We start from the raw sequence: 23052 nt of genomic DNA, 5'->3' as shown, positions 1-23052 counted from the left end.
GGAACAATCGCGGACAAAGAACAATGCAGCTTTGGGTCGGGCTGGGAAATCCCGGTGCGAAATATGCCAAGAATCGCCACAACATCGGGTGGATGGCGCTGGAACAGATCGCGGCAGATCATGGATTTGCACCGTGGCGGTCAAAGTTCCAAGGCGCCTTATCCGAAGGCAAGCTCGGCGATGACAAGGTCCTGTTGCTGCGCCCCGAGACCTTCATGAACTTATCGGGCCAGTCGGTCGGCGAGGCGATGCGCTTCTACAAGCTGAGTCCCGCCGATGTGACGGTCTGGCATGACGAGATTGACCTTGCCCCCGCGAAGCTCCGCGTGAAAACCGGTGGAGGGCATGCAGGCCATAACGGGTTGCGATCGATCCACCAGCATATCGGGCCGGATTATGCGCGGGTACGCTTGGGCGTAGGACATCCGGGCCACAAAGACCGCGTCCCAAGCTATGTGCTGAGCGATTTTGCCAAGGCCGATCAGGTCTGGCTGGATGACCTGCTGCGAGGCCTATCGGATGGCGCTGCGCATTTGGCCCAGGGTGACAGCGGGAAATTTCTGAACGCCGTGGCGCTGCGCGTGGCACCGCCCCGTTCGTCGAATACCAAACCGAAGGCGGAACCGGCCAAATCGCAAGACACGCCAACCGAAGCGAAAAGCGACGACCGCAGCGCGCTGCAAAAGCTGGTGGATAAGTTCCGATGAGTGATCGTTTGCGTGCTGCGTTTGAGCGACAGGGCAAAGTCACCGATCAACTCGGGTCGCCCTTCATGGCCAGGCTGATGCCGCTGTTTGGCGCTCGGTTGGATGACAGCACCGAGGTTGGGGCACGGTGCCTCGCCTGGGAAGGTGACGTTAGTGCCGCCGGCCAATCGGTGCCACTCCGCCTGGCCGGTGCACTGCATGCCTTGGTGTTGGACGGCACTGATAGCGGCCTGATCGCGGCCTATCCACCCAATAACGTCTCGGACGATGCACTTTGGCAGGCAATCTTGCGCGCACTTTCCCGGCACGAAGAGCGGATCCTGCAATGGCTCGACCGGCCGCCGCAAACCAATGAAGTGCGTCGTGCGGGCGCCGTAATCCCGGGTATCTGGTGGGGCCTGGGGCAGACCGGCAACATGCCCGTGACCCTGTCCGAACTTGGGGCCAGTGCAGGGCTAAACCTCGCCATGGACCACTTCGCGCTCTCGATTGGGCGCGGCCTCCATGGTGCAATTGAAAGCCCTGTCCGTCTTGCGCCCGACTGGACCGGACCGATCCCGACGCCACAGCCAATCAATGTGACAGATCGGGCGGGCGTAGATCTCACCCCGCCAAACCCGCACGATCCGCAAGATCAATTGCGTCTGCTATCCTATATCTGGCCGGATCAACAGGATCGCATGACGCGAACGCGCGCTGCCATCGATCTTGCCGAAACGCGACCCGACGCTGGGGATGCGGCCCCCTGGCTTGCCAACCGGCTCGACGCGGCCTGGGAGGGGCTCCATGTGGTCTATACCACAATCGCTGCGCAGTACTTTCCGAAGGCAACGAAGGACAGCATTGCCGAAAGCCTGAATGCAGCCGGGGCAAGCGCCTCGCCCCAAGCGCCCCTTCTCCATCTCGCCATGGAAGCCGATGATGACCAACCCGGTGCCGGATTGACCGCCACATTGTGGGCGGGTGACGCGCCCGTTCAGCGCCTGTTGGCGCGGGTAAGTTTCCATGGGGTCTGGATCGAGTGGCGAGATGAAGCTTTTCCGGAGCCCGTGTTTCCGTTAACTCTTGGGTGAACGACCTCCACCATATCAATATACCGGAGGTAACAGACCATGGGCTTCAAGAAGGCCCCTTCGCTCAACGTATTCGGTGAGGCTCTTGAGCCGTGCTCAACCGAACCCCTGACCGGCTTCTTCCGCGACGGTGCGTGCGAGACCTGCGCCGAAGATCGCGGCTCACACACGGTTTGCTGCACCGTGACGGCAGAGTTTCTGGCGTTCTCCAAATATGTCGGCAACGATCTGTCGACGCCGCGGCCGGAATATGGGTTTAGCGGCCTAAATCCCGGCGATGGATGGTGCGTCTGCGCCAGCCGATGGTTGCAGGCCGCCGAGGAAGGCGCAGCGCCACCCGTAAACCTAATGGCCACGCACAAACGCGCGCTTGAGGTGATCCCGATGGAACTGCTCGAAGCGCACGCCATCTCTGCTCCAAGCTAGTCATCACAGCGGGATGCGCTGCACTTTGGTCAGACACGCCCGGGTGTGCCGCTCACTCATCTGGTGCTCGACACCGCAGTCGTGACTAAGAGGCCACGGGAGCCTCGGCCATCAGATCTTCTACAAAAAGGCTCAGCAATTGCGGGCGACCACTCACACCCGCTTTTCTGTAAATCGCATTGGTTTGTGCCTTGACCGTACCGGGTGACGTTTCACGCAAATCGGCAATCTCAGCAAGAGAGAATCCTTTGAGCGCAAAAAGCGCCACATCCCGTTCGGCGGGGGTCAGGCCCCATTCATCGAACCGTTCATTCACCAAGTCCATAAACGCGCCCGACGCGGCACGCAGGGCGGCTTCGACGATGCGCGTCCGGCGCAAGGCCGCGCGCCAGAACAAGGCTCCAATGACAACCCCCAGCATCAATCCGATGGCGGCACCGATTTCGATCAATTCATGATAAAGCCATGGGATCGGGGCCAACGGCACTCCGAAAACAGCCAGCAGGATTTCGGCCACAAAGAAAAACGCGCAAAACAATTGCACCACGAAGACCAGTGCAAGAGGCCAGGACAGACGGGTCATGATGCGCTCGGGATAAGACGAGGCTTAGTCGTCATCGTCATCCCCGTCGTCATCGTCACCGTCGTCGCCATCATCATCGTCGTCATCATCGTCAGTGCCACCGCCTCCTCCACCGGGTGCACCGCCTCCGCCGCCGCCTTGCGTCCGCGATCCCTCACCTGAACCGATACCCTGTGCGGGCCCAGAGGTAAAATCGCGCAAAATCGCGCCATTGCGCGGATCAAATACCACTTCGCGCACTTGCGAGCCACGGCGCGCAGTGATGCGGACGCGCCCTAGCAGCGTGCGCTGCATACGGGTGATCTCAAAACCCTGTCCACGGATTTGCGCGGAAATTCTATCGGTAATTTGTTGTGCCGTCTGGGCGACGACCGGCCCGGCAACAAACATTGACAGGCCGGTCAGAAGAATACGCCTACGGGTAGATTTCATTCGGTCAATCCTCACATCCGCCGTCACCCGACTAAGTGGGCAAGGGCTGTCTGGTGATGGTCACAGGATCGACCGCGGGGCCAAGCGTCAATCGTCGTCATCGTCACCGTCATTTTCATCATCATCATCGTCGTCGCTGTCGTCATCGTCGCTATCATCGTCATCGTCATCATCATCATCATCATCGTCGTCGTCATCATCCCGATCGTCATCCCAATCATGATAGCCATCGTCGTCGTCATCATCATAGTCATCATCGTCAGAATCACCTTCGATGATTTCCCCCGCCAGCAATTGACCGCCGAGCGAGAACGTATAAAAGCCTTCGCGGCCATTTCCGTAGGCATCGACATCGATCTCATCTCTTTCGACATCGATTTCGATGCGCCCGAACCCTTCGCCAGACAGTTGGTCGACAATCGTATCGATCACGTTTTGTGAAATGGATTGAGGCTGCGCAGCCCCCGCGATCAAGGCAAAGGCAGCAGAGGTGGCAAGCAATTTGAACGTCTTAGTCATGGGAGTAGGTTTCCGTATAGCTGGCGGCGCCCCCGTGGCACGGCCTGGGGGCAAAGCTGACCTGCCCAGCGTTTCGTCGAAATTGGCGTTGAGTTTAGACAGGGGGCCGTAAACCCATGGAAAAGGCGCCTAAACCATCGGTCTAGGCACCTTTTTCTGCCCCTCAAACGGTGATTACGCCTCGGACATGTCCCAACCGAGCGCACGCGCCACGGTGAAGATATCCTTGTCCCCGCGCCCGCACATATTCATGCAGATGATATGATCCTGGGGCAAATCACTTGCAATTTTTGCCACATGGGCCAGAGCGTGGGACGGCTCCAGCGCCGGGATGATGCCCTCCGCCTCGCAGCACAGCTGGAATGCCTCAAGCGCTTCTTTGTCGGTGATCGAGACATATTCGGCCCGCCCGATATCATGCAGCCAGGCATGTTCCGGGCCAATGCCGGGGTAGTCGAGCCCGGCCGAGATCGAATGGCCTTCCAGGATCTGGCCGTCATCATCTTGCAGAAGATAGGTACGGTTGCCGTGCAGCACGCCAGGGCGCCCGCCAGTCAGGCTGGCACAATGCTCCATCTTCTCGTTCACGCCATGGCCCCCGGCCTCGACCCCGATGATCGCAACATCATTGTCGTCCAGGAAGGGGTAGAACAGCCCCATCGCGTTGGACCCGCCGCCAATCGCCGCGATGATCGTATCGGGCAAACGGCCCTCGGCGGCCATCATCTGCTCTCTGGCCTCTTTGCCGATGATCTGCTGGAAATCACGCACCATCGCAGGATACGGGTGCGGCCCAGCGACCGTGCCGATGCAATAGAACGTGTCCCGCACATTGGTCACCCAGTCACGTAATGCGTCGTTCATGGCATCTTTCAGGGTGCCGCGCCCGGAAGTCACAGGCACAACCTCAGCGCCCAGCAGCTTCATCCGGAACACGTTGGGGGCCTGACGCTCCACATCCGTGGCGCCCATATAGACCACGCATTTCAGGCCGAATTTCGCGCAGACCGTCGCCGTGGCCACGCCGTGTTGCCCGGCACCGGTTTCAGCGATGATGCGGGTCTTGCCCATACGGCGTGCCAGAATGATCTGGCCCAGCACATTGTTGATCTTGTGGGCGCCGGTATGGTTCAGCTCATCCCGCTTCATGTAGATCTTCGCACCGCCGAAGCGCTCAGTCAGCCGCTCCGCAAAATACAAGGGTGAGGGACGGCCCACATAATGGGTCCACAAATGGTGCATTTCGTCCCAGAAGCTCTGGTCCGTTTTCGCAAACTCGTATTGCCGCTCCAGTTCCAGGATCAGCGGCATCAAGGTTTCGGATACGAAGCGACCGCCGAAATCACCAAATCGGCCCTGTTCATCTGGACCGGTCATGAAGGAATTCAGGATATCGTCTGGCATAATGGTCCCCTCGCACACTTCTTTTGTTGGCTGTCATTCCATGTAATGCATGACGGACGCAAGGCATGCGACAAATGCGATCGCATCATCATTCAATTGCCGCGACGGCGCGTCCGAAGCCTGCCATCAAGGCAGGATCTTTGACACCCGGGTCACTTTCTACGCCGCTACTCAGATCCACCTGCCGCGCGCCCGTGCGTTTGACGGCCTCGGCCACATTTCCGGCGGTGAGGCCACCGGCCAGCATCCAGGGCTTGGTCCAGTATTTGCGCCCGGCCAACAGCGTCCAATCGAACGACAGGCCATTACCCCCCGGCAAGGTGCCATCCTTCGGCGGCTTGGCATCGATCATCAACTGATCGGCCACCTCGGAATAGACATCAATGGCGGGCAGATCCTTTGCATCGGCGACGCCGACCACCTTCATAACGGGCAGACCGTAGCGCGCGCGGATCTCGGCCACGCGCTCGGGGGGCTCGCTGCCATGGAGCTGCAGCATATCCAACGGCACCTGTTCGGTGATCTCATCCAGCGTCGCATTATCGGCATTCACCGTCAGCGCCACCTTGGCGATCCCCGCCGGCACCAACAGCGCGAGATCGCGCGCCTGTGCCAGAGTGACGTTGCGCGGAGATTTCGCGAAGAACACAAAACCCACATAGCGCGCGCCCGCTTGGGCAGCGGCGGCCACGTCTTCGGCACGGCTGAGGCCGCAGAATTTGATTGCGATGTCAGTCATTCGGTCGTCGCGCGTGTCAGCGCGCACCCTCGGTGTCTTCGATCAACGCCAGCACGTCGTCTTTTTCCTGACGATTCGCGCCTTTCATAGCGGCAACCTCTTTGCTCAGCCGCGTGGCCTCGCGCCGCTGCACTTTGGCCTCTTTTCGGTGGCGATGCTCTCGCAGCCATTCCACCACATAGCCCACCACGATACCCAGGATGATCGAGGTGACGATCACCACAACCAGCGGCAGGTTTACGGCGTTGGTGATGCCAACCGCTTCCGCCAGACCGCCGGGCAAAAGCTGCACTGTCACGGTGTCCATATTGGCCAGGCCAACCACAACCAGGGCGAGCCCAAATACCACAAGAAACGCGATCTTAATGAGGCGAAGAATTTTCATGATACTCCTTCCGGCCGCGAACGCCCTTCGGAGCGAGGCCGTCTAGCTGTCGTGACCATTTAACCTATCGCGTAGCAGCTTCCCCGCCTTGAAGAAAGGGACATGCTTTTCATCAACGGACACGCTTTCGCCGGTGCGCGGATTGCGCCCGACGCGCGCGTCGCGCTTCTTGACGGAAAACGCGCCGAAACCGCGCAGCTCGACCCGGTTTCCCGTTGCCAGCGCATCAATGATTTCCTCGAAAATCGAATTCACGATGCGCTCGACGTCGCGCTGATACAGGTGTGGGTTTTCGTCGGAAAGCTTCTGGATCAGCTCGGAGCGTATCATGGATCATCCCCTGGGCGTAGCGGTACACACGTTCGGGCACTATAAGCGGATCACACCCGAGTGAACACTCAAAAGCCGACATAATTCGACCATAGGCGGCGCCAAATGCCTGTTTCAAAGCGGGATTTCCGGTGAGATGGGGAATTGTCCAGACCCTCACAGGTGAGACGTTGGCGAAATTGCCCGCCGATTCGCACCACTCTCGTTGTTTGGCAGTGTCTCGTCTGGCGGGCCCAGAAGGACTCGAACCCTCAACCTGCCGATTAGAAGTCGGCTGCTCTATCCAGTTGAGCTATGGGCCCGCACGGGGGTGGGTTTAGCGGGTGCGTGCGGAAGCGTCCATCACTGGTTTGGACAGGCCCTAAGATCTCCTCTCGGCATCGGTCAAATGCGTGTACACAATCCGTACACCGCCTGCGCAGCCCGGCCTTCTAAAGCCGACGAGACATGAAAATGCTGGCGGGTCGGGCGACATAATCTCCAAAGGGCGGGCATTCGGAAAATCCGTGACGCGCGTAAAGTGCCCGGGCAGGCGCCGCATATGTGTCGGAGCGACCGGCCTCTAACAGGATCGTGTGACATCCCGCATCGCGAGCCGCTTGCATCACGTGATCCAAAAGTGCCGTTGCCACCCCGCGGCCCCGGGCGACCTCATTCGTGTGCATCGATTTCAGCTCGACTTGCCCATCGCCCAGATCCTTCAACCCAGCGATGGCGACGGCCTGACCGTCCAACCACGCGGCATACATCGTGACGCCGGTTTCGGCCACGGCAGAGGTATCAAGCGAATGGCAATCCTCGACGGCATAATAGAGCCGACCGGTTTGGTGATGGGTCTCGATCAGCGACGCGATCTCGGGCGACGCCGGGTCAGCCGGGCTGAGGCGCAGCGCGCTCAATGGGTCCACGCGCCCTTGCGGTCGGTCGCGAAATTGTCGCCGTAGCCGCCGGGGCGAATATTGGGTTTGCGTGTTTTGGCCTTGGTGACAACCGCCTCGATCCCACGATCCTTCGCATAATCCTGCGCCGCTTCCAGATCGTCGAAATAGAGGCGCACCTGACTGTTCATGTCCGAAGACGACGTCCAACCCATCAGCGGGTCGATGCCACGCGCTGCGGTCGGCATGAACTCCAACACCCATTGCTTGGTCTTTGCCGTGCCGGAGGACATGGCAGTTTTGGCTGGCTTGTAGATTCGCGCGCGCATGGAGCCCTCTCAGATCGTTCGCAATCTTATGGGCCTATTTGCGCGCGTTCGCAATCGGTGATGCTGTCGCGGGGGTCCGGCGCCACGCGGCGCCAAGGTGCCGATTAGCTATCCAGTTTGATCGACAGATTGACCGCCCTGCCCACGCCACGCATCGTTTGAGAACGGGTCTTAATGAGAGATATTGTATGAGCTTTGACCGCAAACTCGGCCTGGGGACGGACGGCGCGCATTTCCTGATCTACAATCCCGAAACCCTCGCCCACACCAAAGACTGGCCCACCGGCTGGTACGGCGAGCCGGAGGCCTGGCAATCGGAAAGCGCCGCAGGGCGTTTGGTGGCTTGGTGCACACGCAGTGACGGAGGATATGCTCTACGCCTGACGACCGGTGATCTGACAGCGGATGAACAGCCGCTTGCGGGTGCCTCTTGGACCTTTCCGTTGCACAGTCCGGGGCGCGTTTTGGTTGACGGGGACTACCAACTGCCAGGCGGGTCGGCACCGAGCCTCGCAGAGGATTCCCCGCTTTGGATCGATCTTGCCAAAGGGGATTGGCACGTCACCGTCACTGCCATCGAATGGACGGCTTCCGATTTGCCGGAGGCGGAGGCCTCGGAGAAATTTGCCAATTACGTCGTGGCCTTTGCCCCGGCGGGCGATCGCCCTGCGCCCAAGATGGCTCGGCGCCCCCCGGATCTGATCTGTCTGCGCAGCGAACCCGCTGATGACAGCCCGCCTGAGACCTTCGAATACGCGGAGCGCCCATTTCCACTGTTCAAGAAGAAGCCGGTGGATTTCTCCAAACCGATGGCGGCGGGTCAGTGTGCCGCCGTTCTGCCCAGCGGCGGGCATTTCACCTCGAAAGGCGAAAGCGATCTGGCGATGGCCATTTCGCCCGATGCCGATATTTGGGACGCGTTCAAACGGCCATACTTCATGGCCGCGACGCTTGAGGTCGGCGCGATCGGTCAGGTCTGCCGGTTAGATGGCAGCGGCGGGAGCCCCAAGGAGCCCCAGAGCTATAGATTGCATGCCCTGGCCCCTGCCCGTCTTACCCAGATCGTTGGGCGACTCCATGACGGACAAAGCATTCCCCTGAAGAAAACCTGGATCTTCGGCAAGACGCCACCGCCACTGGGCGATCACTCTCATCCCTTGTTGCTGGCTAAGGTCGAATTGATCGAACCTGACAATACGCTTCCCACGGATATCGATGTCGCCGATTTCCGCGCGGCTGTCTTGCGGTCGCTGAAGGACGGCGCCTTGCGAGAGGTCCTGGCAGGGGAAGCATCATATCACGCCCTGATCCTTGCCAAGGTCGACAACCCCCGCCAGCTTGTCAGCTTCGCGCTGCGGCATTTGCCGATGGAGACCACCGCGCGCATGACCCTGTCTGCGAGCGATCTGAAGACCCGCGCGCACGCGCTCATGGCGCAGCTGGGCCGCCCATAGCTCCGTCGATCTTCACTGCGTATCGGGAACGAAAAAAACCGCCTACGGCGTGGCCGGGCGGATCGGATGGGGAAGGTGGTTGCCAGCCCTGGCCGGTGGAGCGAGGGGTGGGTGGGTACGGCCAAAGGCCGGCAACCGCTTCTGCTGCTTGCCTCGCTAAGTTAGGATCCTTGCATCGGCAAATCAAAGGAATACTCCGCAAAAAACCCTTTATTTTATTAACGTTTTGACGACTTTTATGACCTTTTGATTAAGATCTGCCGGACCTCTCCTGACACAATGCTGTCACCTGCTGACAGGCTTGCCCCTTGCAGAGCCTGGCGAAGGCCCCATTCTATGCACCCGAACGGAAGGTCTGCCGCCCATGCACAACAATTCGCCCGAACAAATGCCCGATACCGGCCGCGCCGTTGATGCATTGCGCGCCCACCTCAAGATGGAAGGCGGCAAACGCTTTGTGATGCATTCGGAATTCGAACCGGCCGGTGACCAGCCCACTGCGATCAAGGAACTCAGTGCCGGTGTGATGGATGGCGAGCAGGATCAGGTGCTTCTGGGCGCGACCGGCACCGGCAAGACCTTCACCATGGCCAAGATCATAGAGGAAACCCAGCGCCCGGCGATCATCCTTGCGCCCAACAAGACGCTGGCCGCGCAGCTTTACGGCGAGTTCAAGGGCTTCTTTCCGGAAAACGCGGTCGAGTATTTCGTCAGCTATTACGATTACTACCAGCCCGAGGCCTATGTGCCGCGCTCGGACACGTACATAGAGAAAGAGAGCCAGATCAACGAACAGATCGACCGGATGCGCCATTCGGCCACCCGCGCCCTATTGGAGCGCGACGATGTGGTGATCGTGGCGTCGGTGTCCTGCATCTACGGTATCGGTTCGGTCGAGACCTATGGCGCCATGACCCAAGATCTGTTCGCCGGCAAGGAATACGATCAGCGTCAGGTAATCGCCGATCTGGTGGCCCAGCAATATCGCCGCAACGATCAGGCGTTCCAGCGCGGCGCGTTTCGCGTGCGGGGTGACAGCCTAGAGATCTGGCCCGCCCACCTGGAAGACCGCGCTTGGAAGCTCAGCTTCTTCGGCGAGGAGTTGGAGGGCATCACCGAATTCGACCCGCTGACCGGCGAGAAAACGGATACGTTCGAAAAGATCCGCGTCTATGCCAATTCCCACTACGTGACGCCCCGCCCCACGATGCAGCAGGCGATGAAAGGTATCAAATCCGAGTTATCCACACGGCTGAAGCAGCTTGTGGATGAAGGTAAGCTTTTGGAAGCCCAACGCCTTGAACAGCGCACAAATTTCGATTTGGAGATGTTAGAAGCCACGGGTGTGTGCAATGGCATCGAAAACTACTCCCGCTATCTGACAGGCCGCGCGCCGGGTGAGCCGCCCCCGACCCTGTTCGAATACATCCCCGACAATGCGATCGTGTTCGCCGATGAAAGCCACGTCTCAGTGCCGCAGATCGGCGGCATGTACCGGGGCGACTATCGCCGCAAGTTCACCCTGGCCGAGCACGGTTTTCGGCTGCCGTCCTGTATGGACAACCGCCCCCTGAAGTTCGAGGAATGGGATGCGATGCGTCCGCAATCTGTCTTCGTCTCCGCGACCCCAGCGGCTTGGGAATTGGATCAGGCGGGCGGCGTCTTCACCGAACAGGTGATCCGCCCAACCGGCCTTCTGGACCCGCAGGTGGAGATCCGCCCGGTCGAGATGCAGGTGGACGATCTGCTGGACGAGGTGCGCAAGGTCGCGGCCGACGGATATCGCACGCTCTGCACCACGCTCACCAAACGCATGGCAGAGGATCTGACCGAATACATGCATGAACAGGGCATCCGCGTGCGCTACATGCATTCGGACATCGACACGATCGAACGGATCGAGATCTTGCGCGACCTGCGCCTCGGTGCCTTCGATGTGCTCATTGGGATCAACCTGCTGCGCGAAGGTTTGGACATCCCCGAATGTGGGCTGGTGGCGATCCTCGATGCGGATAAGGAGGGCTTCCTGCGCTCCGAAACCTCGCTCATCCAGACCATCGGGCGCGCTGCGCGCAACGCCGATGGCCGCGTGATCATGTATGCCGACCGGATTACCGGGTCGATGGAGCGCGCCATGCGGGAAACCGATCGCCGCCGCGCCAAACAGATCGCCTATAACGAGGAAAATGGGATTACTCCTGCGACGGTGCGCAAGAATGTCGAGGATATCTTGGCGGGGCTCTACAAAGGCGACACGGATCAGTCCCGCGTCACCGCGAAGGTGGACAAACCGCTCGTCGGTGCCAACTTGCAAGCCCATCTCGACGGGCTGCGCGACCAGATGCGCAAAGCCGCCGAGAATCTGGAATTCGAGGAAGCCGCCAGATTACGCGACGAAGTCAAACGCCTGGAAACCGTGGAACTCGCCGTGGCCGACGACCCCTTGGCGCGCCAAACAGCGGTCGAGCAGGCCGTGGATGACGCCCAAAAGGCCAGTGGCCGCAGCACCGCTGGACGGCCCGGCCAAAGGGGTGGGAACGTCAAGCGGCGCAAGCGCTAGAACGCCTGCGCCGCGCCCCTGATCATAGGCGTGGCTACGCGCCCTCTGCCGTTACGGAAATGCGATTCCTGCCAGCATTTTTATTGTTATTTTAAGAAGAATCTCCTAGCCCGACGTCATTCGGCGCGCACTTGCGCTGTTTTCATTTTCATTGAGGGGCAAGATGCATATCAAAACGCTCGCTTTCGCTGCACTGACGGCTGTTGCCGGATTTGCCGCACCTGCGACCGCTACAACGGTCACTCCGATTTTTGCCGATTGTGATCCAAACATTGCGAATTTTGGTTCCGATACGGGCATTTGTTCGACGAATCCGGCGCGGACAGATGCCGGCGCCATCAATCTTGGCGCAGGCGACGGGAATTTTTACTCTCTCGGCCTTTCCACGGAGAATGACGGCTTCGCGGAATTGGTTCTGCGGATCAGCCCGGCCTTCACTGGTCCGGCCATGGTTGTGGAAGTCACCAACCCGTCAGAGCACTTTGAGGCGGCAGCGGTATATGTCGCACGCGCCGACGCGAACGGCATGTTTGACGCGGTGACAACTCAGCTTGTCGGCCAAGTGAATAACGGCCGCGCCTATACCGAGGCCGCAATCACAAGCGTAAACTTCTCTGGAACATGGGATTTCCTGATTTTCCGGGATATTTCGCGCTCCGTCTATGCCGATACGCGGTCCACTGACGGGTTCGATATCGACTCGATCAGCATCGCCGCCGTCCCGCTGCCCGCCGGGGTCCTGCTGATGCTGTCCGCAATCGGCGGTCTCGCATTCTTGCGCCGCCGGTCAGCGTAGCGAGCAACGCGCAACACCAAATCCTGAAGGGCGGGGCATGCACCCGCCCTTTTTCTATTCGCCTCAGATCTGCGCCGTCGCGGCAAGCCAGGATGAGCCTCGGGCATCCGGTTTGAGCACCCAATGCTTTCGCTTCGGCCCGCCATAGCGGATGGTTCATCACACCTTCGGCTGACCTGACCCAGGTCGCTTTCCCACCCGCCCCGCCAAAGCCGTGTCATCCAACCAAAGCTGCCCATTCCGATAGCCCCCTCGAACCAAGCGCCCGGTTTCCGTCACCTCCGGGAAGGCGGAGGCCCAATCCCGATAGCGGTCGTTGGTGATGATTTTGGCGCCAAGATCGCGGGCGGCCGCAAGGATCGTAGGATCAGCCGGCTCACCCTTCGGCACGACCAGCACGCGATCGGCGGGCAGGGTCAATTGCCGCGCGAAATGGCGATCATCCAGATAGCGACCTCCGAGCTTATAGCCCGCATTCGCATCGAAGATGATACCCGGCTGATAACCCAGGGCCCGCAGCTGCGCGATCACTTCACGCAGAGTGTCGAGATTTGGCGTCTCACCGTTCCAATACATCACGTTCGAGCCGTCAATCACCGCGTGGGGTGCCTTGGACTTTGAACCGCTGACCAGGGATTTGACGACCAAAAGAAGCGCCGCAAAAGCGGCCAACATCGCGACGGCGAGGGGCAGAGTTGGCACGAGCCCGTAGAGAAGAGCCGCCCCGCCAGCACAGGCAAGGGACAAAACCAGTAGGATAAGAGGGATACGCATCCAAACCACTTTCCAAATCGGGGATATCAGATGGCTCAGTTCAGTGGCGACTTCGACGTGGCCCTGCAGCGTGAACCCAAAGCGTTAAAGACCCAACTCCGCCCGCAGCTTTTTTGTCAGCTTGCCGACCGCCATGTCGTAGCTGGCCACGATGTGCTCTCGCAGGGAGGCTTCGGACAGCGCGCCCGCCTCGTAGACCTGCACCCATTTCATGCCACGTGAGGCCATATAGGGTGCGGGGCGAATACCGGGCTGCTGGGGCAGCACCTCAAACGCGACATCACCAACTTTGAAGATAAAGGCGTCGCGCTCTTCGTGCCAACCGCACAGCGCGAAGACTTTGCCACCGACTTTCCAGACATCCGCATTGCCCCATTGCACGACATGGGTCGTGGCCGTCATACCGCCGCAAAAGGCGTTGAATTCTTCGCGCGTCATACCGGAACCTTTGCGCAGCACGTCGCAGGCTGCAAGCCCGGGCCTCGCCATCCGCAGCGCGGCGCCTATCTTTCCTGCCATGATACGACATCTGCCCCCCGTATTGCTGGCACTCGCCCTGACCGCTTCCGCGGCCGAAGCCTGGCAAGCGGGCGTCGACGGCACGCGATGCACGCTCTCCCATACCGAGGCGGCGGTCAGCGTCCATCTCACTTACGACCCCGCCGTGCCGCTTTACACAATCACCATGACATTGCCCGAACCTTGGCCGCCAAGCGCGGAATTCGGCATGCGCTTCGACGGGCCGCGGCCCAACACGATCCGCACGACGCGCCATGTCGTGTCACCCGACCGCCGGTCGCTGAGCGTCAGCGACCGTGGATTTGGCAACGTCCTGGATGGTCTACAATTCAACGCAACCGCCACCGGGTTCAGCGGCGCCGCGATTGTGACCCTGTCGCTTGAGGGGGCCGCAGAGCCCGTGGCGCGTTTCAGATCCTGCACGGAGACGCCCTCGGTTTGAGACGATCCGGTAATGGTCGGTTAACCGGAATCAGTCAGCCTCACGGACATGCCCAACGATATGTCCCATAACCCCGCTCCCCCCTGCCCGGCCACCGCATTGCGGGGCCGCACGGCACGATGGTGCGACCGCGCGCAGGCGCTCGCGGCGGATCCCGGTCTGACCCAGGATGGCGCGGCCAAGGCGCTGGATCATCTGGCCGGGCTGCAGGCCGACCTGGCCGAGGCACGCCTGATGCATACGCGCCCGCTGCAGGCGCAGCTCGATTTGGCCGAGCGCCGCTACAAACCGGCAGAAGCCGCAGTGACAGAGGCCAGGGCCGCTTTGTCCGAAGCATTTCTGCGCGCAAAACCGTCCATAGGCGATCTGTTCGGGCATGTGCCGCATGGCACCCGCGCAGATGCCGTCGTGCTGGATGATGATGCACCCGATGACCCGACGCGCCGTCTCCGCCCCCTTTCAGTCACACGGGCTTTGATCGATCTCGAAGCGCTACGTCCCTATCTGAGCGATGAGGCGATCCGTATCGCGGTGGCCAACCACCTTGCCGACACTGGCCGCGCTGATGTGAAAGGCGTCAGCTACGCCGCGCTTCCCGCCGCGGCAGAGGCACCCTGCAAGATCTATTGACGTCAGACGGCTCTTGCCTTCCCGCGCCCCGCCGCTGCAATTGGGCGGAGGATCCAAAACCCTGAGGCTCAGAGCATCCCATGACGCGTTGGCAGGCCCCGCAGCCAAAGACCCCGACCTATGTGATCGGTGACGTCCATGGCTGTGTCGACCAATTGGCGCGGCTGCTCGACCAGATCGATACCGATATTGCAAGGCTCGGCGGTGGCGAAGTGGTTTTTGTCGGCGATTACATCGACCGCGGCAAAGACAGCGCGAATGTATTGCGTTTCGTGGCCGAGATGACCGCAAGTTACCCTGCCATGGTCACCGGCCTGGCGGGCAACCATGAAGACATGATGCTCGACTTTCTCGGCGCGCCGACGGGACACGCCAAACGCTGGTTGAAACATGGCGGCTCCGAAACCCTCAAAAGCTTTGGCATCAGCCCGTTGTCGCGCGCCGCCGCCAAGGACGCCAAGGCCCTCATGGACACCGCAAACGCGCTGCGAGAGGCTTTGACGCCGCAGCTTGTCAGCTGGCTGAGTCATTTGCCGACCTCCTGGTCATCCGGCAATCTTTGGGTGGTCCATGCTGGCGCAGATCCCGCGATTGCGATGTCGAAACAGGATCCCAAGCGTCTGATGTGGGGCTACGGCGCGTTCCTGGAGGTCGAGCGCGAGGATGGCCAATGGGTTGCCTTCGGTCATATTCCAGTCGACGTGCCCTACGCCGATGCGGGGCGCATCGCCGTCGATACCGGTGCTGTCTACGGTGGCGCGCTCACGGCGGCACGGGTTATGCCGGATGGTGAGATCAGCTTTCTATCGGCCTAGACCGGGGACGGTTGATCAAAAATCGAAAATCTCATCCAGAAACGACCCGCGGCGTTTCTTGCGATGGCCGCGATGACGATCGTCATCATAATCCCCACGGTCCGAGCGTGGCGCGGCGGCTGGAGCGCTGGGCGGAACAGAGCGCTCGATGATCTTGTCGAGTTCGCCGCGATCCAACCAAACCCCGCGACATTGCGGGCAATAGTCGATCTCGACCCCCTGCCTGTCACTCATCACCAATTGGGTTCCATCGACCGGGCATTGCATCGCGCTCTCCATCAGCAAACTGTGTTCCCTTGGATGTAGGTGTGCGACGGCGCGACGCAACGGGTCCAGTTATTCGGCCTCCGAGATGATGGCCTGGATTTCCTCCGCAAGGCTGACGGACCATTCACCGATAATCGGAATGAACTCGATCTGGCTCAGCGCCCAAACCATCAGCGACAGCAGAACCGTCGCCCCCAACACCGTTCCGAGACCAACCGCAGCCCCCTGTGCCGCCTTGAACAGCAGCACCTTCGGAACGGATTGATACAATAGGAACATCTTATGCTGCCGCATCAGCGCCAATTCGCTTTGTAGGGCGTGCACCTCGGCCTCCAGGGATTTCACCTGATCCGCATCGGTCGATTGAGGTGTTTTTCTCCTGCGCATGTCGTTCCCTTCGTCTGGACGGCTAGGACAGATACGGTGTCAAAGCCTGATAGGCGACCGCCGTCACGGCATTTGCCAAGTTCAAAGACCGGATATGGGGCGACCGCATCGGAAGGCAAAAGGTCTGCGCCTCGCGGCCCTGGCGGATCTCGGCGGGCAGGCCTTTGGTTTCGCGACCGAAGACCAGATAGGCATCTCGCGGACAGGCCATATCGTAGACACTACCGCCCGCGGCGCCATCATTCTCGAATAGAAACATCTGCCCAGAACGAAGTGCGCGGTCATCCAGAAACGCCTGCCAAGAGGCATATTCGCTCAGTTGTACATGTTTCCAATAATCCAACCCCGCGCGACGGACCGATTTCTCGGTCAGATCGAATCCCAGCGGATGGATCAGGATCAATTCCAGATCCAGCGCCACACATGTGCGTCCAATCGAGCCGGTATTGCCGGGGATCTCGGGATGGACGAGGACGATTTTCATCCGCGTCGCGGGATCGGCCTCAGGCATGGGGCCGGTCGCGTCGCCCGCTAAGCCCAGGCCAGCCTTTGACACGCGCCCGGTGCAGCCGTTCCTGTCGCGCAAGCTGCGCCTGGACCGCGTTGCGCCACGGGCCTTCAAGGCGGGTGGCCGCAAAGTGCTCGGCCCAGGCAATGATCGCATCATGGTCCTGCGGGCGCAGCTTCAACGCCCCTTCGATCAGGGTCGAGACCGATCCTGCGGGCGTGTACCAACGGTCTTGCACGTCGCGGATGCGCCCAGGCAGCACCTTGCCCAGCCCGCGGATCAAGGCATTGTCGGCAAAGCGCTGGATCAGCACGCCCATTTCATCGCGGCTATAGGCGATCAGCGGCGGAAACGTATCCAGAAACACAAGTGCGCCATCCTCGGCCAGGGCAAAGCGATCAAGCTGCGCATGGAGCCCGATCCGTTCGGGCCGCTGTGCCACGCGGCGCCAGAACTCCGCGGCTTGCGTGGCGACCTGATCCAGCAAGTCGATGGCCATCTGCGGCGCGGCGTGTTGCATCATCCGAGGCATCATCGCGGCATCCGGGATCGCCTGCTGCACAATGACGGGCCGCTGCGTGCCGGCATCATCGATCAGGCGGATTTGCGTCTCGGGCACGCGCACCCCGGCAAGCGTGAGGCAATCGACATAGGCTGCATGGCGCCGCACCAGCAATTCTTGTACATCCGGGTCACGTCCGCCCCGGTAAGCCGTGACCACATAGCCCGCCAGGGGACCTGATTGAGGCCGCAGAGGCAACCCAAAGTACCGAGGATCAGCAGCCGGCGTGGCGCTGTCGGACAAGGTGGATCGGATGGCTCCGGTTAAATCAGACACTGACTACCCTAAACGTCACATCGGCGGGCCGGCCGTCAAAAAACGGGCCACTCCGGCACTGTAAATTACTCCATCAGGGGGGCGGTCCGATCAGCGACAGGATGCTGGCACGTCGCACGAAGATGCGTGCGGTTGCGCCGTTTCACGCTGCGCAAAACCCATATGGCCGCGAATCCCCCCATGGTGCTCGTGGCAGGGGTAAAGGATGCCTGCGCACCCTGCGCGCGGGCAAGTCACGTTAGGGGTTTGTTAACCTTACCAGAGTCTTATCCGCGCCATGCGTTGCGCAAGCGTCACGGTTTTTGGGATCTGCGTACTGGCGATAGGGGTGAGCAGCCCCGCATCCGCTGGCCCATGGGCGCGTGCGCAAGGCGATGGGTTTATCTCTTTTCAGATCTCAGCAGCCGAAGCGCCCAGCGATGTCATGCTGGGCCTGTGGGAGCCTGAGATCTTTACCAGCACCTATTTCGAACTTGGCCTCGGCCGTGATCTGACCCTTGGCGCCGATATCGGCTTTGGCGAGGAAACGCGCCAGGCGGTTGGCTTCGTGCGCTACACGCTGACCCCATCTGACGCGACATGGCAGTTTGCCGTTGATGCCGGTGCCGGGATGCGGCGGGTCGGTGAGCAAGAGTCCGACGGGCTGATCCGGATCGGCGCCTCGCTCGGGCGCGGCTTCGGCGATGGCGGGGATGCGTGGTACATGCCGCTAAGCCATCAGGGCGGCTGGCTGACGCTTGACGGTGTGGGCCTGTACAATCTCGGCCAGTCCGCGCTCATCTGGCAGGTCGAGGGCACTGCCGGGTTCAGGCTGTCGGACCGGTTCGCCGCAATCTTCCAAATCAAGGTCGAGGATTGGCCCGATGCCGATCTGCTGGCCACGGCCTCCCCGTCTATCGTCTATGACTTCACCGAAACCACCTCGGTACAGCTTGGCGTGCGGGCGCCGCTGACCGGGTCGGACAATCTCGGGGTATCGCTAGCGCTCTGGCACGAATTCTGATCGCGCGGCCCTACTCTGCGCGCGGCGCGCCTGATACAATCAGACCATGGCCAACACCCCCAAAAAAGACCCGATCAATCCCACCGACGATGACGCTCGCCAACTTGCACGGGACTTGATCCAGCAGGCCCGCTTTGCGGCACTGGGCGTGATCGATCCCCAGACCGGCGGCCCGATGGTGACCCGGGTTGCACTGGTCCCGGGCCCTGGCGGCGCGCCGTTGAGCCTGATATCCGAATTGTCGGCCCACACCACCGCGCTGACGGCCAACCCCACCTGTTCCCTGCTGATCGGCGAGCCCGGCGCCAAGGGCGATCCGCTGACACATCCACGCCTTACTCTGCAAGCGGAAGCTAAAAATTGTCACAAACTTGACTTAAGAGAGCACTATTTGGGTTTGTATCCAAAGGCTCAGTTGTATTTCGATTTCGCGGATTTTGTTCTGTTCCGCTTCATGCCAACCGCTGGGCTTCTGAATGGAGGCTTCGGCAAAGCCTACAGACTGCTGCCCCATGATGTCTTACCCCTCTGATCAAACGCAACGCCGCATCACATTCATGCCCGTCAAGGCCCGGCGACGGGTCGATCCCGACCTGATCGGCCAATGGCGACTGCCCGGCCAACCCCAGATCTACGAGATCACGGGCGATGGCGCCTATCATATCTCGGAACCTGCCGCGCAACTGCGGTTCGAGGATGGTGGCGCGGGTCTGGTCTGGCAAGATCACCGCTATTTCCGCATGTCGGGCCGAGGCGAAACGCCGGTCGGCGCATGGCGCGAAGTGACCAGCCGCGACGTTTGGATTTTCGACGCTGACGGCACCTACACGGTCAAATCCGCTTGCGTCGAGGGATGGCGCACGTTTTCCGGGATTTGGGGGCTCGCAGAGGGCAACCAGCAGATGTGGGTGCGCGAGATGCGCGCCTTCGTCAAATCGGATCAGGATGCGGGCGCGCTGACCATGCTGACCGTCCATGGGCATCGCCTGCATTATGGCTACCACAAAAGCCAGGATGGCTGGAGCCTGCGGGATGTCAGCAATGGTCGCACATTGACGCGCTTCCGTAATGCCCGGTCCTCGCAGATGGACCCCATGGCCACCGCCGCCCAGTAAGACGTTACCAGTGCAACGTTCCGGCCGCGCCTTTGATGCGACCGGTCAGATTGGGCGTCACCCATCCACCATAGAAATCCCCCGGCTGCGGCACCACTTTGATGGCGCCCACATAGGCATCGTCCAAGGCCGTGGCGTAAAAGGCGAGGTGATCCTTCAGCGCCTCAAACCGCGCGGTGGGCGCCGGATAGCTCCATGCCGCATTGCGGGCGCGTTTGCCGTTCACGACCAGATCGAAATAGATCGCGCGCCCCTTCCATTCGCAGAACGTCTGATGCTGCGTGGGCACCAACGCCGACATCAGAACGTCAGCAGGCGGGATGTAATAGCTGGGCGCGTGATGCGTCTCCAACACACGCAGCGCCGCCTCGGTCTCGACAATGGGCACTCCGCCGAAAGAGGCACGCAGAGGCTGCGCCACCGGCTCTAGTGCGGGTGGACGGGGATAATCCTGAACATGTTCAACGGGCAGCATTCTGGGCCTTTCCAATCTGCAACGGAACAGGATGTAACCCGCCGCACCTTTCGGCAAACCCCTCAGCGTTGCCGCATCCGCGACAGAACACGGCGCCAGCCACCGGGGCTGACCACAAAGGACAATGCAAGGCCAGTCAGGAACCCGCAGAAATCCGATATGACCGATCCGAAATCACCGTTGATCAAGGCAAATAACAACTGCACCGCCAGCAAGGCGCCGACCAGGGCGAAGGCGCGCGCACGTCCGCTGCCCTCGGCCTCGGCCCGCATCAACATCAGAAAGGTGAACGCCCCGATCAGACCGTAGACACCCGGATATCCACCCACCAATGGAAAACGGCTGTCCAAGATCAACACATAGCCCAAGCCGCCCATGATCGACGCCACCCAGAATACGGCCAGAAACGCCCACATCGAATAGACTTCCGCGACCATCTTGCCCAAAGCCAGCACGAAGACGCAGACCAACAGCGCATGCACAAAACCAAGATGCAGCAGAGGATAGGTGATGAACCGCACCAGATGCTCAAGCGGGAAGGTCTGGTTCGTCACCATCCAGGCCCAGACCTGATCCAACACCGCGTAGTTCTCGAACGCGGCGGTACGCCAGCCGATCCCGCCCTGCCCGCCCAGAAACCCGGCCTCGGCCAGTTGAAACATCACCTCGATGCCGAAGATCACAACCGCCAGAGCGATCACCACTTTGGGCAGCGCGTGGAAGGGTGAGACGTTGTGGTTCTCCATCACAGGGGACCCTTGGTTGACGATATGTGTCCCCGTGGGTAAGCGGTTGCGCGGCGCTTGGCCAGTGGGGCTGGGCGCAAAAGGATCGGATCATGGCAGAGACCCAATTCACCCCGCGCGTCTTCTCGGGCATCCAGCCATCGGGAAACCTGCATCTCGGCAACTATCTGGGTGCGGTTAAGCATTTCGTCGACATGCAGAATGCGGGCGAATACGAGACGGTCTACTGCATGGTCGATCTGCACGCGATCACCGCGAAACTGCTGGATCCCGATGAACTGCGCAGCAACACGCGGGAGCTTTGCGCAAGCTTCATCGCGTCCGGCATTGACCCGGAAAAAAGCATCCTGATCAACCAGAGCCAGGTGCCCGAACATGCGCAACTTGCGTGGATTTTCAACTGCATCGCCCGGATGGGCTGGATGCAGCGGATGACCCAGTACAAGGACAAGGCCGGCAAGAACGCCGAGGCCGCGTCGCTGGGTCTGCTCGCCTATCCCGCGCTGATGGCCGCCGATATCCTACTTTATCACGGCACCCACGTGCCGGTGGGTGACGACCAGAAACAGCATCTGGAGTTGACGCGCGATATCGCGGCGAAGTTCAACCATGATTACGGCGTGGACTTCTTCCCGATCACCGAGCCGGTGATCAGGGGCGCTGCCACGCGGGTGATGAACCTGCAGGACGGCACCAAGAAGATGTCGAAATCGGACCCCGCCGATAAGACGCGCATCAACATGACCGACGATGCCGATACGATTGCCAAGAAGATCCGCAAGGCCAAGACCGATCCTGACCCGCTGCCCGACGCGTTTGACGACCTGGCCGAGCGCCCCGATGCCCGCAATCTGGTGAATATCTACGCCGCCCTGGCCGATATCGCGCCACAGGCGGTGCTGGATCAGCATGCCGGTAGCCTGTTTGGGCATTTCAAGGTCGCGTTGGCGGATCTGGCGGTCGACAAGCTCGCCCCCATCGCGTCCGAGATGAGCCGCCTGATGGACGACCCCGCCGAGATCGACCGCATTCTGGGCCGTGGCGCCGAGCGCGCGCGAGAGATCACGGTGCCGATCCTGGAGCAGACCTACGACATTGTCGGGATGCTGCGCAGCTAAAGCGCACATCTGCTCTGCATTCGCGGCGAATTGCGTCACCGTCATGCGACCGTAGGATAGGGCGTCTTTGCGAAAGGAGCCCTGCAATGAGTTACAAAGCCCCAAGCGGCACCCATGTCGGCCATGTCCATCTGCGCGTCGCGGATCTGGATCGGGCCATTGCCTTTTACGAGGGCGTGCTCGGCTTCACCTTGAACCTGAAATACGGCGATAGCGCCGCGTTTCTGGGGGCGGATGGCTACCATCACCATATCGGCCTGAATGTCTGGGACAGCAAAGGCGCAGGCCCGCCGCCACCTGGCCATACCGGGCTCTACCATACGGCATTTCTCTACCCAGATCGCGCGGCGCTGGTGGAGGTGATTGAGCGCGTCATGGAGGCGGGCATCCCATTTGACGGCGCGGCCCATCACGGTGTCAGCACGGCGGTCTATCTGCGCGATCCAGATGGCAATGGCGTGGAGCTGTATTACGACTTTCCGCAATCCGAGTGGCCCAAAGACGCGGCCGGAAATTTGACGATGGTCAACGACCGGTTTTCGATCCCGGACTATGTTGCTGAAACCAAAACGCTTCTGGCCTCCAAGACTCCATGAATTGGCCTGGTCTGCGCATTTGCGCACATAAGTAACCGTTTTATTAACTAGACATTAACATTTCTGTCGGTATGTTAGCGCTACTCCAAACAAGTACACCGCTCATCCGGGGGGATCTGCAATGACCAGACATCTCACCACTCGGTCGGATTCGCCGACCGATAGTCGCACTGACCGCATCGCAGACCGTGTTGCGTCGACCCG

31 protein-coding genes and 1 tRNA gene are annotated in these 23052 nt (G+C 60.7%); 14 read left to right on the top strand and 18 right to left on the bottom strand.

Translation table 11 applies throughout. The features are described 5' to 3' along the window. Window positions 1-23 precede the first annotated feature (23 nt). Genes pth through V8J82_RS11130 form a run of 3 tightly spaced genes read left to right on the top strand, consistent with a single transcriptional unit; the run spans window position 24 to window position 2206 of the window. A complete protein-coding gene (gene pth / locus V8J82_RS11140) occupies window positions 24-707 on the top strand; it encodes an aminoacyl-tRNA hydrolase (RefSeq protein WP_339975264.1) in 684 nt (227 codons plus the stop codon). Then, on the top strand, window positions 704-1780 hold the full coding sequence (locus tag V8J82_RS11135) for a DUF2332 domain-containing protein (RefSeq protein ID WP_339975262.1): 1077 nt from the start codon (window positions 704-706) through the stop codon (window positions 1778-1780). Before pth ends, V8J82_RS11135 begins: the two co-directional genes overlap by 4 nt. Window positions 1781-1819: 39 nt before the next feature. After that, window positions 1820-2206 carry a DUF2237 family protein gene (locus V8J82_RS11130; protein WP_339975261.1) on the top strand — a complete coding sequence of 129 codons (387 nt, stop codon included), beginning with the start codon at window positions 1820-1822 and terminating at the stop codon, window positions 2204-2206. An 85-nt stretch (window positions 2207-2291) separates the two neighbouring features. On the opposite strand, the gene V8J82_RS11125 is transcribed toward V8J82_RS11130, so the two are convergent. The 10 genes from V8J82_RS11125 to V8J82_RS11080 form a co-directional block, all read right to left on the bottom strand. Next, the gene (locus V8J82_RS11125) at window positions 2292-2789 is read right to left on the bottom strand and encodes a helix-turn-helix transcriptional regulator (protein ID WP_339975259.1); all 498 of its coding nucleotides are present in this window, start codon (window positions 2787-2789) and stop codon (window positions 2292-2294) included. A gap of 24 nt (window positions 2790-2813) precedes the next feature. Beyond that, window positions 2814-3221, bottom strand: coding sequence for a hypothetical protein (locus V8J82_RS11120; RefSeq protein WP_339975257.1), 408 nt, complete (start codon window positions 3219-3221; stop codon window positions 2814-2816). An 87-nt stretch (window positions 3222-3308) separates the two neighbouring features. Then, window positions 3309-3740 (bottom strand): hypothetical protein, encoded by a 432-nt coding sequence (locus V8J82_RS11115; RefSeq protein WP_339975255.1) that lies wholly within the window; start codon window positions 3738-3740, stop codon window positions 3309-3311. 174 nt (window positions 3741-3914) lie between these two features. After that, a complete protein-coding gene (gene trpB / locus V8J82_RS11110; protein ID WP_339975253.1) occupies window positions 3915-5144 on the bottom strand; it encodes a tryptophan synthase subunit beta in 1230 nt (409 codons plus the stop codon). Between the two features lie 88 nt (window positions 5145-5232). Further along, the gene (locus V8J82_RS11105) at window positions 5233-5883 is read right to left on the bottom strand and encodes a phosphoribosylanthranilate isomerase (protein WP_339975251.1); all 651 of its coding nucleotides are present in this window, start codon (window positions 5881-5883) and stop codon (window positions 5233-5235) included. Window positions 5884-5899: 16 nt separating this feature from the next. Further along, window positions 5900-6268 carry a lipopolysaccharide assembly protein LapA domain-containing protein gene (locus tag V8J82_RS11100; RefSeq protein WP_339975249.1) on the bottom strand — a complete coding sequence of 123 codons (369 nt, stop codon included), beginning with the start codon at window positions 6266-6268 and terminating at the stop codon, window positions 5900-5902. A gap of 42 nt (window positions 6269-6310) precedes the next feature. After that, on the bottom strand, window positions 6311-6598 hold the full coding sequence (gene ihfB, locus V8J82_RS11095; protein WP_339975247.1) for an integration host factor subunit beta: 288 nt from the start codon (window positions 6596-6598) through the stop codon (window positions 6311-6313). 225 nt (window positions 6599-6823) lie between these two features. Next, a tRNA-Arg gene (locus V8J82_RS11090) sits at window positions 6824-6900 on the bottom strand. Window positions 6901-7029: 129 nt separating this feature from the next. Then, complete coding sequence (locus V8J82_RS11085) at window positions 7030-7506, bottom strand: GNAT family N-acetyltransferase (protein ID WP_339975245.1); 477 nt, start codon at window positions 7504-7506, stop codon at window positions 7030-7032. Next, window positions 7494-7805, bottom strand: coding sequence for an ETC complex I subunit (locus V8J82_RS11080; protein ID WP_339975243.1), 312 nt, complete (start codon window positions 7803-7805; stop codon window positions 7494-7496). The genes V8J82_RS11085 and V8J82_RS11080 overlap by 13 nt, the downstream gene beginning before the upstream one ends. 188 nt (window positions 7806-7993) lie before the next feature. Here V8J82_RS11080 and V8J82_RS11075 point away from each other — a divergent pair, with 188 nt between their 5' ends. The 3 genes from V8J82_RS11075 to V8J82_RS11065 all read left to right on the top strand — a co-directional run bounded on the left by V8J82_RS11075 (window position 7994) and on the right by V8J82_RS11065 (window position 12615). Next, complete coding sequence (locus V8J82_RS11075) at window positions 7994-9259, top strand: hypothetical protein (RefSeq protein WP_339975241.1); 1266 nt, start codon at window positions 7994-7996, stop codon at window positions 9257-9259. 364 nt (window positions 9260-9623) lie between these two features. Beyond that, window positions 9624-11819, top strand: a complete 2196-nt coding sequence (uvrB, locus tag V8J82_RS11070; protein WP_339975239.1) for an excinuclease ABC subunit UvrB — start codon at window positions 9624-9626, stop codon at window positions 11817-11819. Window positions 11820-11982: 163 nt separating this feature from the next. Next, window positions 11983-12615: a VPLPA-CTERM sorting domain-containing protein gene (locus V8J82_RS11065; protein WP_339975237.1), complete on the top strand. Its 633-nt coding sequence runs from the start codon at window positions 11983-11985 to the stop codon at window positions 12613-12615. Window positions 12616-12774: 159 nt separating this feature from the next. On the opposite strand, the gene V8J82_RS11060 is transcribed toward V8J82_RS11065, so the two are convergent. Both V8J82_RS11060 and V8J82_RS11055 read right to left on the bottom strand, forming a co-directional pair. After that, window positions 12775-13389, bottom strand: a complete 615-nt coding sequence (locus V8J82_RS11060; RefSeq protein ID WP_339975235.1) for an NYN domain-containing protein — start codon at window positions 13387-13389, stop codon at window positions 12775-12777. Between the two features lie 84 nt (window positions 13390-13473). Beyond that, window positions 13474-13827 (bottom strand): MmcQ/YjbR family DNA-binding protein, encoded by a 354-nt coding sequence (locus tag V8J82_RS11055; RefSeq protein ID WP_339975233.1) that lies wholly within the window; start codon window positions 13825-13827, stop codon window positions 13474-13476. Between the two features lie 79 nt (window positions 13828-13906). Between V8J82_RS11055 and V8J82_RS11050 the strand changes: the two genes are divergently transcribed. From V8J82_RS11050 to V8J82_RS11040, 3 genes are all read left to right on the top strand, one after another. Next, window positions 13907-14350, top strand: a complete 444-nt coding sequence (locus V8J82_RS11050; protein WP_339975231.1) for a hypothetical protein — start codon at window positions 13907-13909, stop codon at window positions 14348-14350. A gap of 60 nt (window positions 14351-14410) precedes the next feature. Then, a complete protein-coding gene (locus V8J82_RS11045) occupies window positions 14411-14980 on the top strand; it encodes a hypothetical protein (protein WP_339975229.1) in 570 nt (189 codons plus the stop codon). A gap of 80 nt (window positions 14981-15060) precedes the next feature. Beyond that, window positions 15061-15795 carry a metallophosphoesterase family protein gene (locus V8J82_RS11040; protein WP_339975227.1) on the top strand — a complete coding sequence of 245 codons (735 nt, stop codon included), beginning with the start codon at window positions 15061-15063 and terminating at the stop codon, window positions 15793-15795. Between the two features lie 15 nt (window positions 15796-15810). On the opposite strand, the gene V8J82_RS11035 is transcribed toward V8J82_RS11040, so the two are convergent. From V8J82_RS11035 to V8J82_RS11020, 4 genes are all read right to left on the bottom strand, one after another. Next, window positions 15811-16062: a TFIIB-type zinc ribbon-containing protein gene (locus tag V8J82_RS11035; RefSeq protein WP_339976029.1), complete on the bottom strand. Its 252-nt coding sequence runs from the start codon at window positions 16060-16062 to the stop codon at window positions 15811-15813. A gap of 69 nt (window positions 16063-16131) precedes the next feature. After that, window positions 16132-16449, bottom strand: coding sequence for a DUF5665 domain-containing protein (locus V8J82_RS11030; protein WP_339975226.1), 318 nt, complete (start codon window positions 16447-16449; stop codon window positions 16132-16134). Between the two features lie 22 nt (window positions 16450-16471). Continuing rightward, entirely contained in the window at window positions 16472-16960 is a 489-nt protein-coding gene (locus V8J82_RS11025) for a tRNA (cytidine(34)-2'-O)-methyltransferase (RefSeq protein ID WP_339975224.1), read from the bottom strand. Then, window positions 16953-17795: a DUF6206 family protein gene (locus tag V8J82_RS11020; RefSeq protein ID WP_339975222.1), complete on the bottom strand. Its 843-nt coding sequence runs from the start codon at window positions 17793-17795 to the stop codon at window positions 16953-16955. Before V8J82_RS11020 ends, V8J82_RS11025 begins: the two co-directional genes overlap by 8 nt. 328 nt (window positions 17796-18123) lie before the next feature. On the opposite strand from V8J82_RS11020, the gene V8J82_RS11015 reads away from it, so the two are divergent. The 3 genes from V8J82_RS11015 to V8J82_RS11005 are packed head-to-tail and all read left to right on the top strand — an operon-like array spanning window position 18124 to window position 19913. Beyond that, window positions 18124-18798, top strand: coding sequence for a hypothetical protein (locus tag V8J82_RS11015; protein WP_339975220.1), 675 nt, complete (start codon window positions 18124-18126; stop codon window positions 18796-18798). A gap of 46 nt (window positions 18799-18844) precedes the next feature. Then, a complete protein-coding gene (locus V8J82_RS11010) occupies window positions 18845-19330 on the top strand; it encodes a HugZ family pyridoxamine 5'-phosphate oxidase (RefSeq protein WP_339975218.1) in 486 nt (161 codons plus the stop codon). Further along, on the top strand, window positions 19314-19913 hold the full coding sequence (locus V8J82_RS11005) for a hypothetical protein (protein ID WP_339975216.1): 600 nt from the start codon (window positions 19314-19316) through the stop codon (window positions 19911-19913). Before V8J82_RS11010 ends, V8J82_RS11005 begins: the two co-directional genes overlap by 17 nt. Window positions 19914-19917: 4 nt before the next feature. On the opposite strand, the gene V8J82_RS11000 is transcribed toward V8J82_RS11005, so the two are convergent. Both V8J82_RS11000 and V8J82_RS10995 read right to left on the bottom strand, forming a co-directional pair. After that, window positions 19918-20388: a DUF427 domain-containing protein gene (locus V8J82_RS11000; protein WP_339975214.1), complete on the bottom strand. Its 471-nt coding sequence runs from the start codon at window positions 20386-20388 to the stop codon at window positions 19918-19920. A gap of 62 nt (window positions 20389-20450) precedes the next feature. Continuing rightward, window positions 20451-21134, bottom strand: coding sequence for a rhomboid family intramembrane serine protease (locus V8J82_RS10995; protein ID WP_339975212.1), 684 nt, complete (start codon window positions 21132-21134; stop codon window positions 20451-20453). A gap of 92 nt (window positions 21135-21226) precedes the next feature. Between V8J82_RS10995 and trpS the strand changes: the two genes are divergently transcribed. Then, entirely contained in the window at window positions 21227-22252 is a 1026-nt protein-coding gene (trpS, locus tag V8J82_RS10990; protein ID WP_339975210.1) for a tryptophan--tRNA ligase, read from the top strand. Window positions 22253-22338: 86 nt separating this feature from the next. Continuing rightward, complete coding sequence (locus V8J82_RS10985; RefSeq protein ID WP_339975208.1) at window positions 22339-22848, top strand: VOC family protein; 510 nt, start codon at window positions 22339-22341, stop codon at window positions 22846-22848. The last annotated feature ends 204 nt before the right edge of the window (window positions 22849-23052 follow it).

It is taken from the genome of Gymnodinialimonas mytili (assembly GCF_037544085.1).
GTDB lineage: Bacteria > Pseudomonadota > Alphaproteobacteria > Rhodobacterales > Rhodobacteraceae > Gymnodinialimonas > Gymnodinialimonas mytili.
The sequence above is the reverse complement of the archived record's forward strand: the minus strand, read 5'-3'. Positions and strand labels throughout refer to the sequence as shown.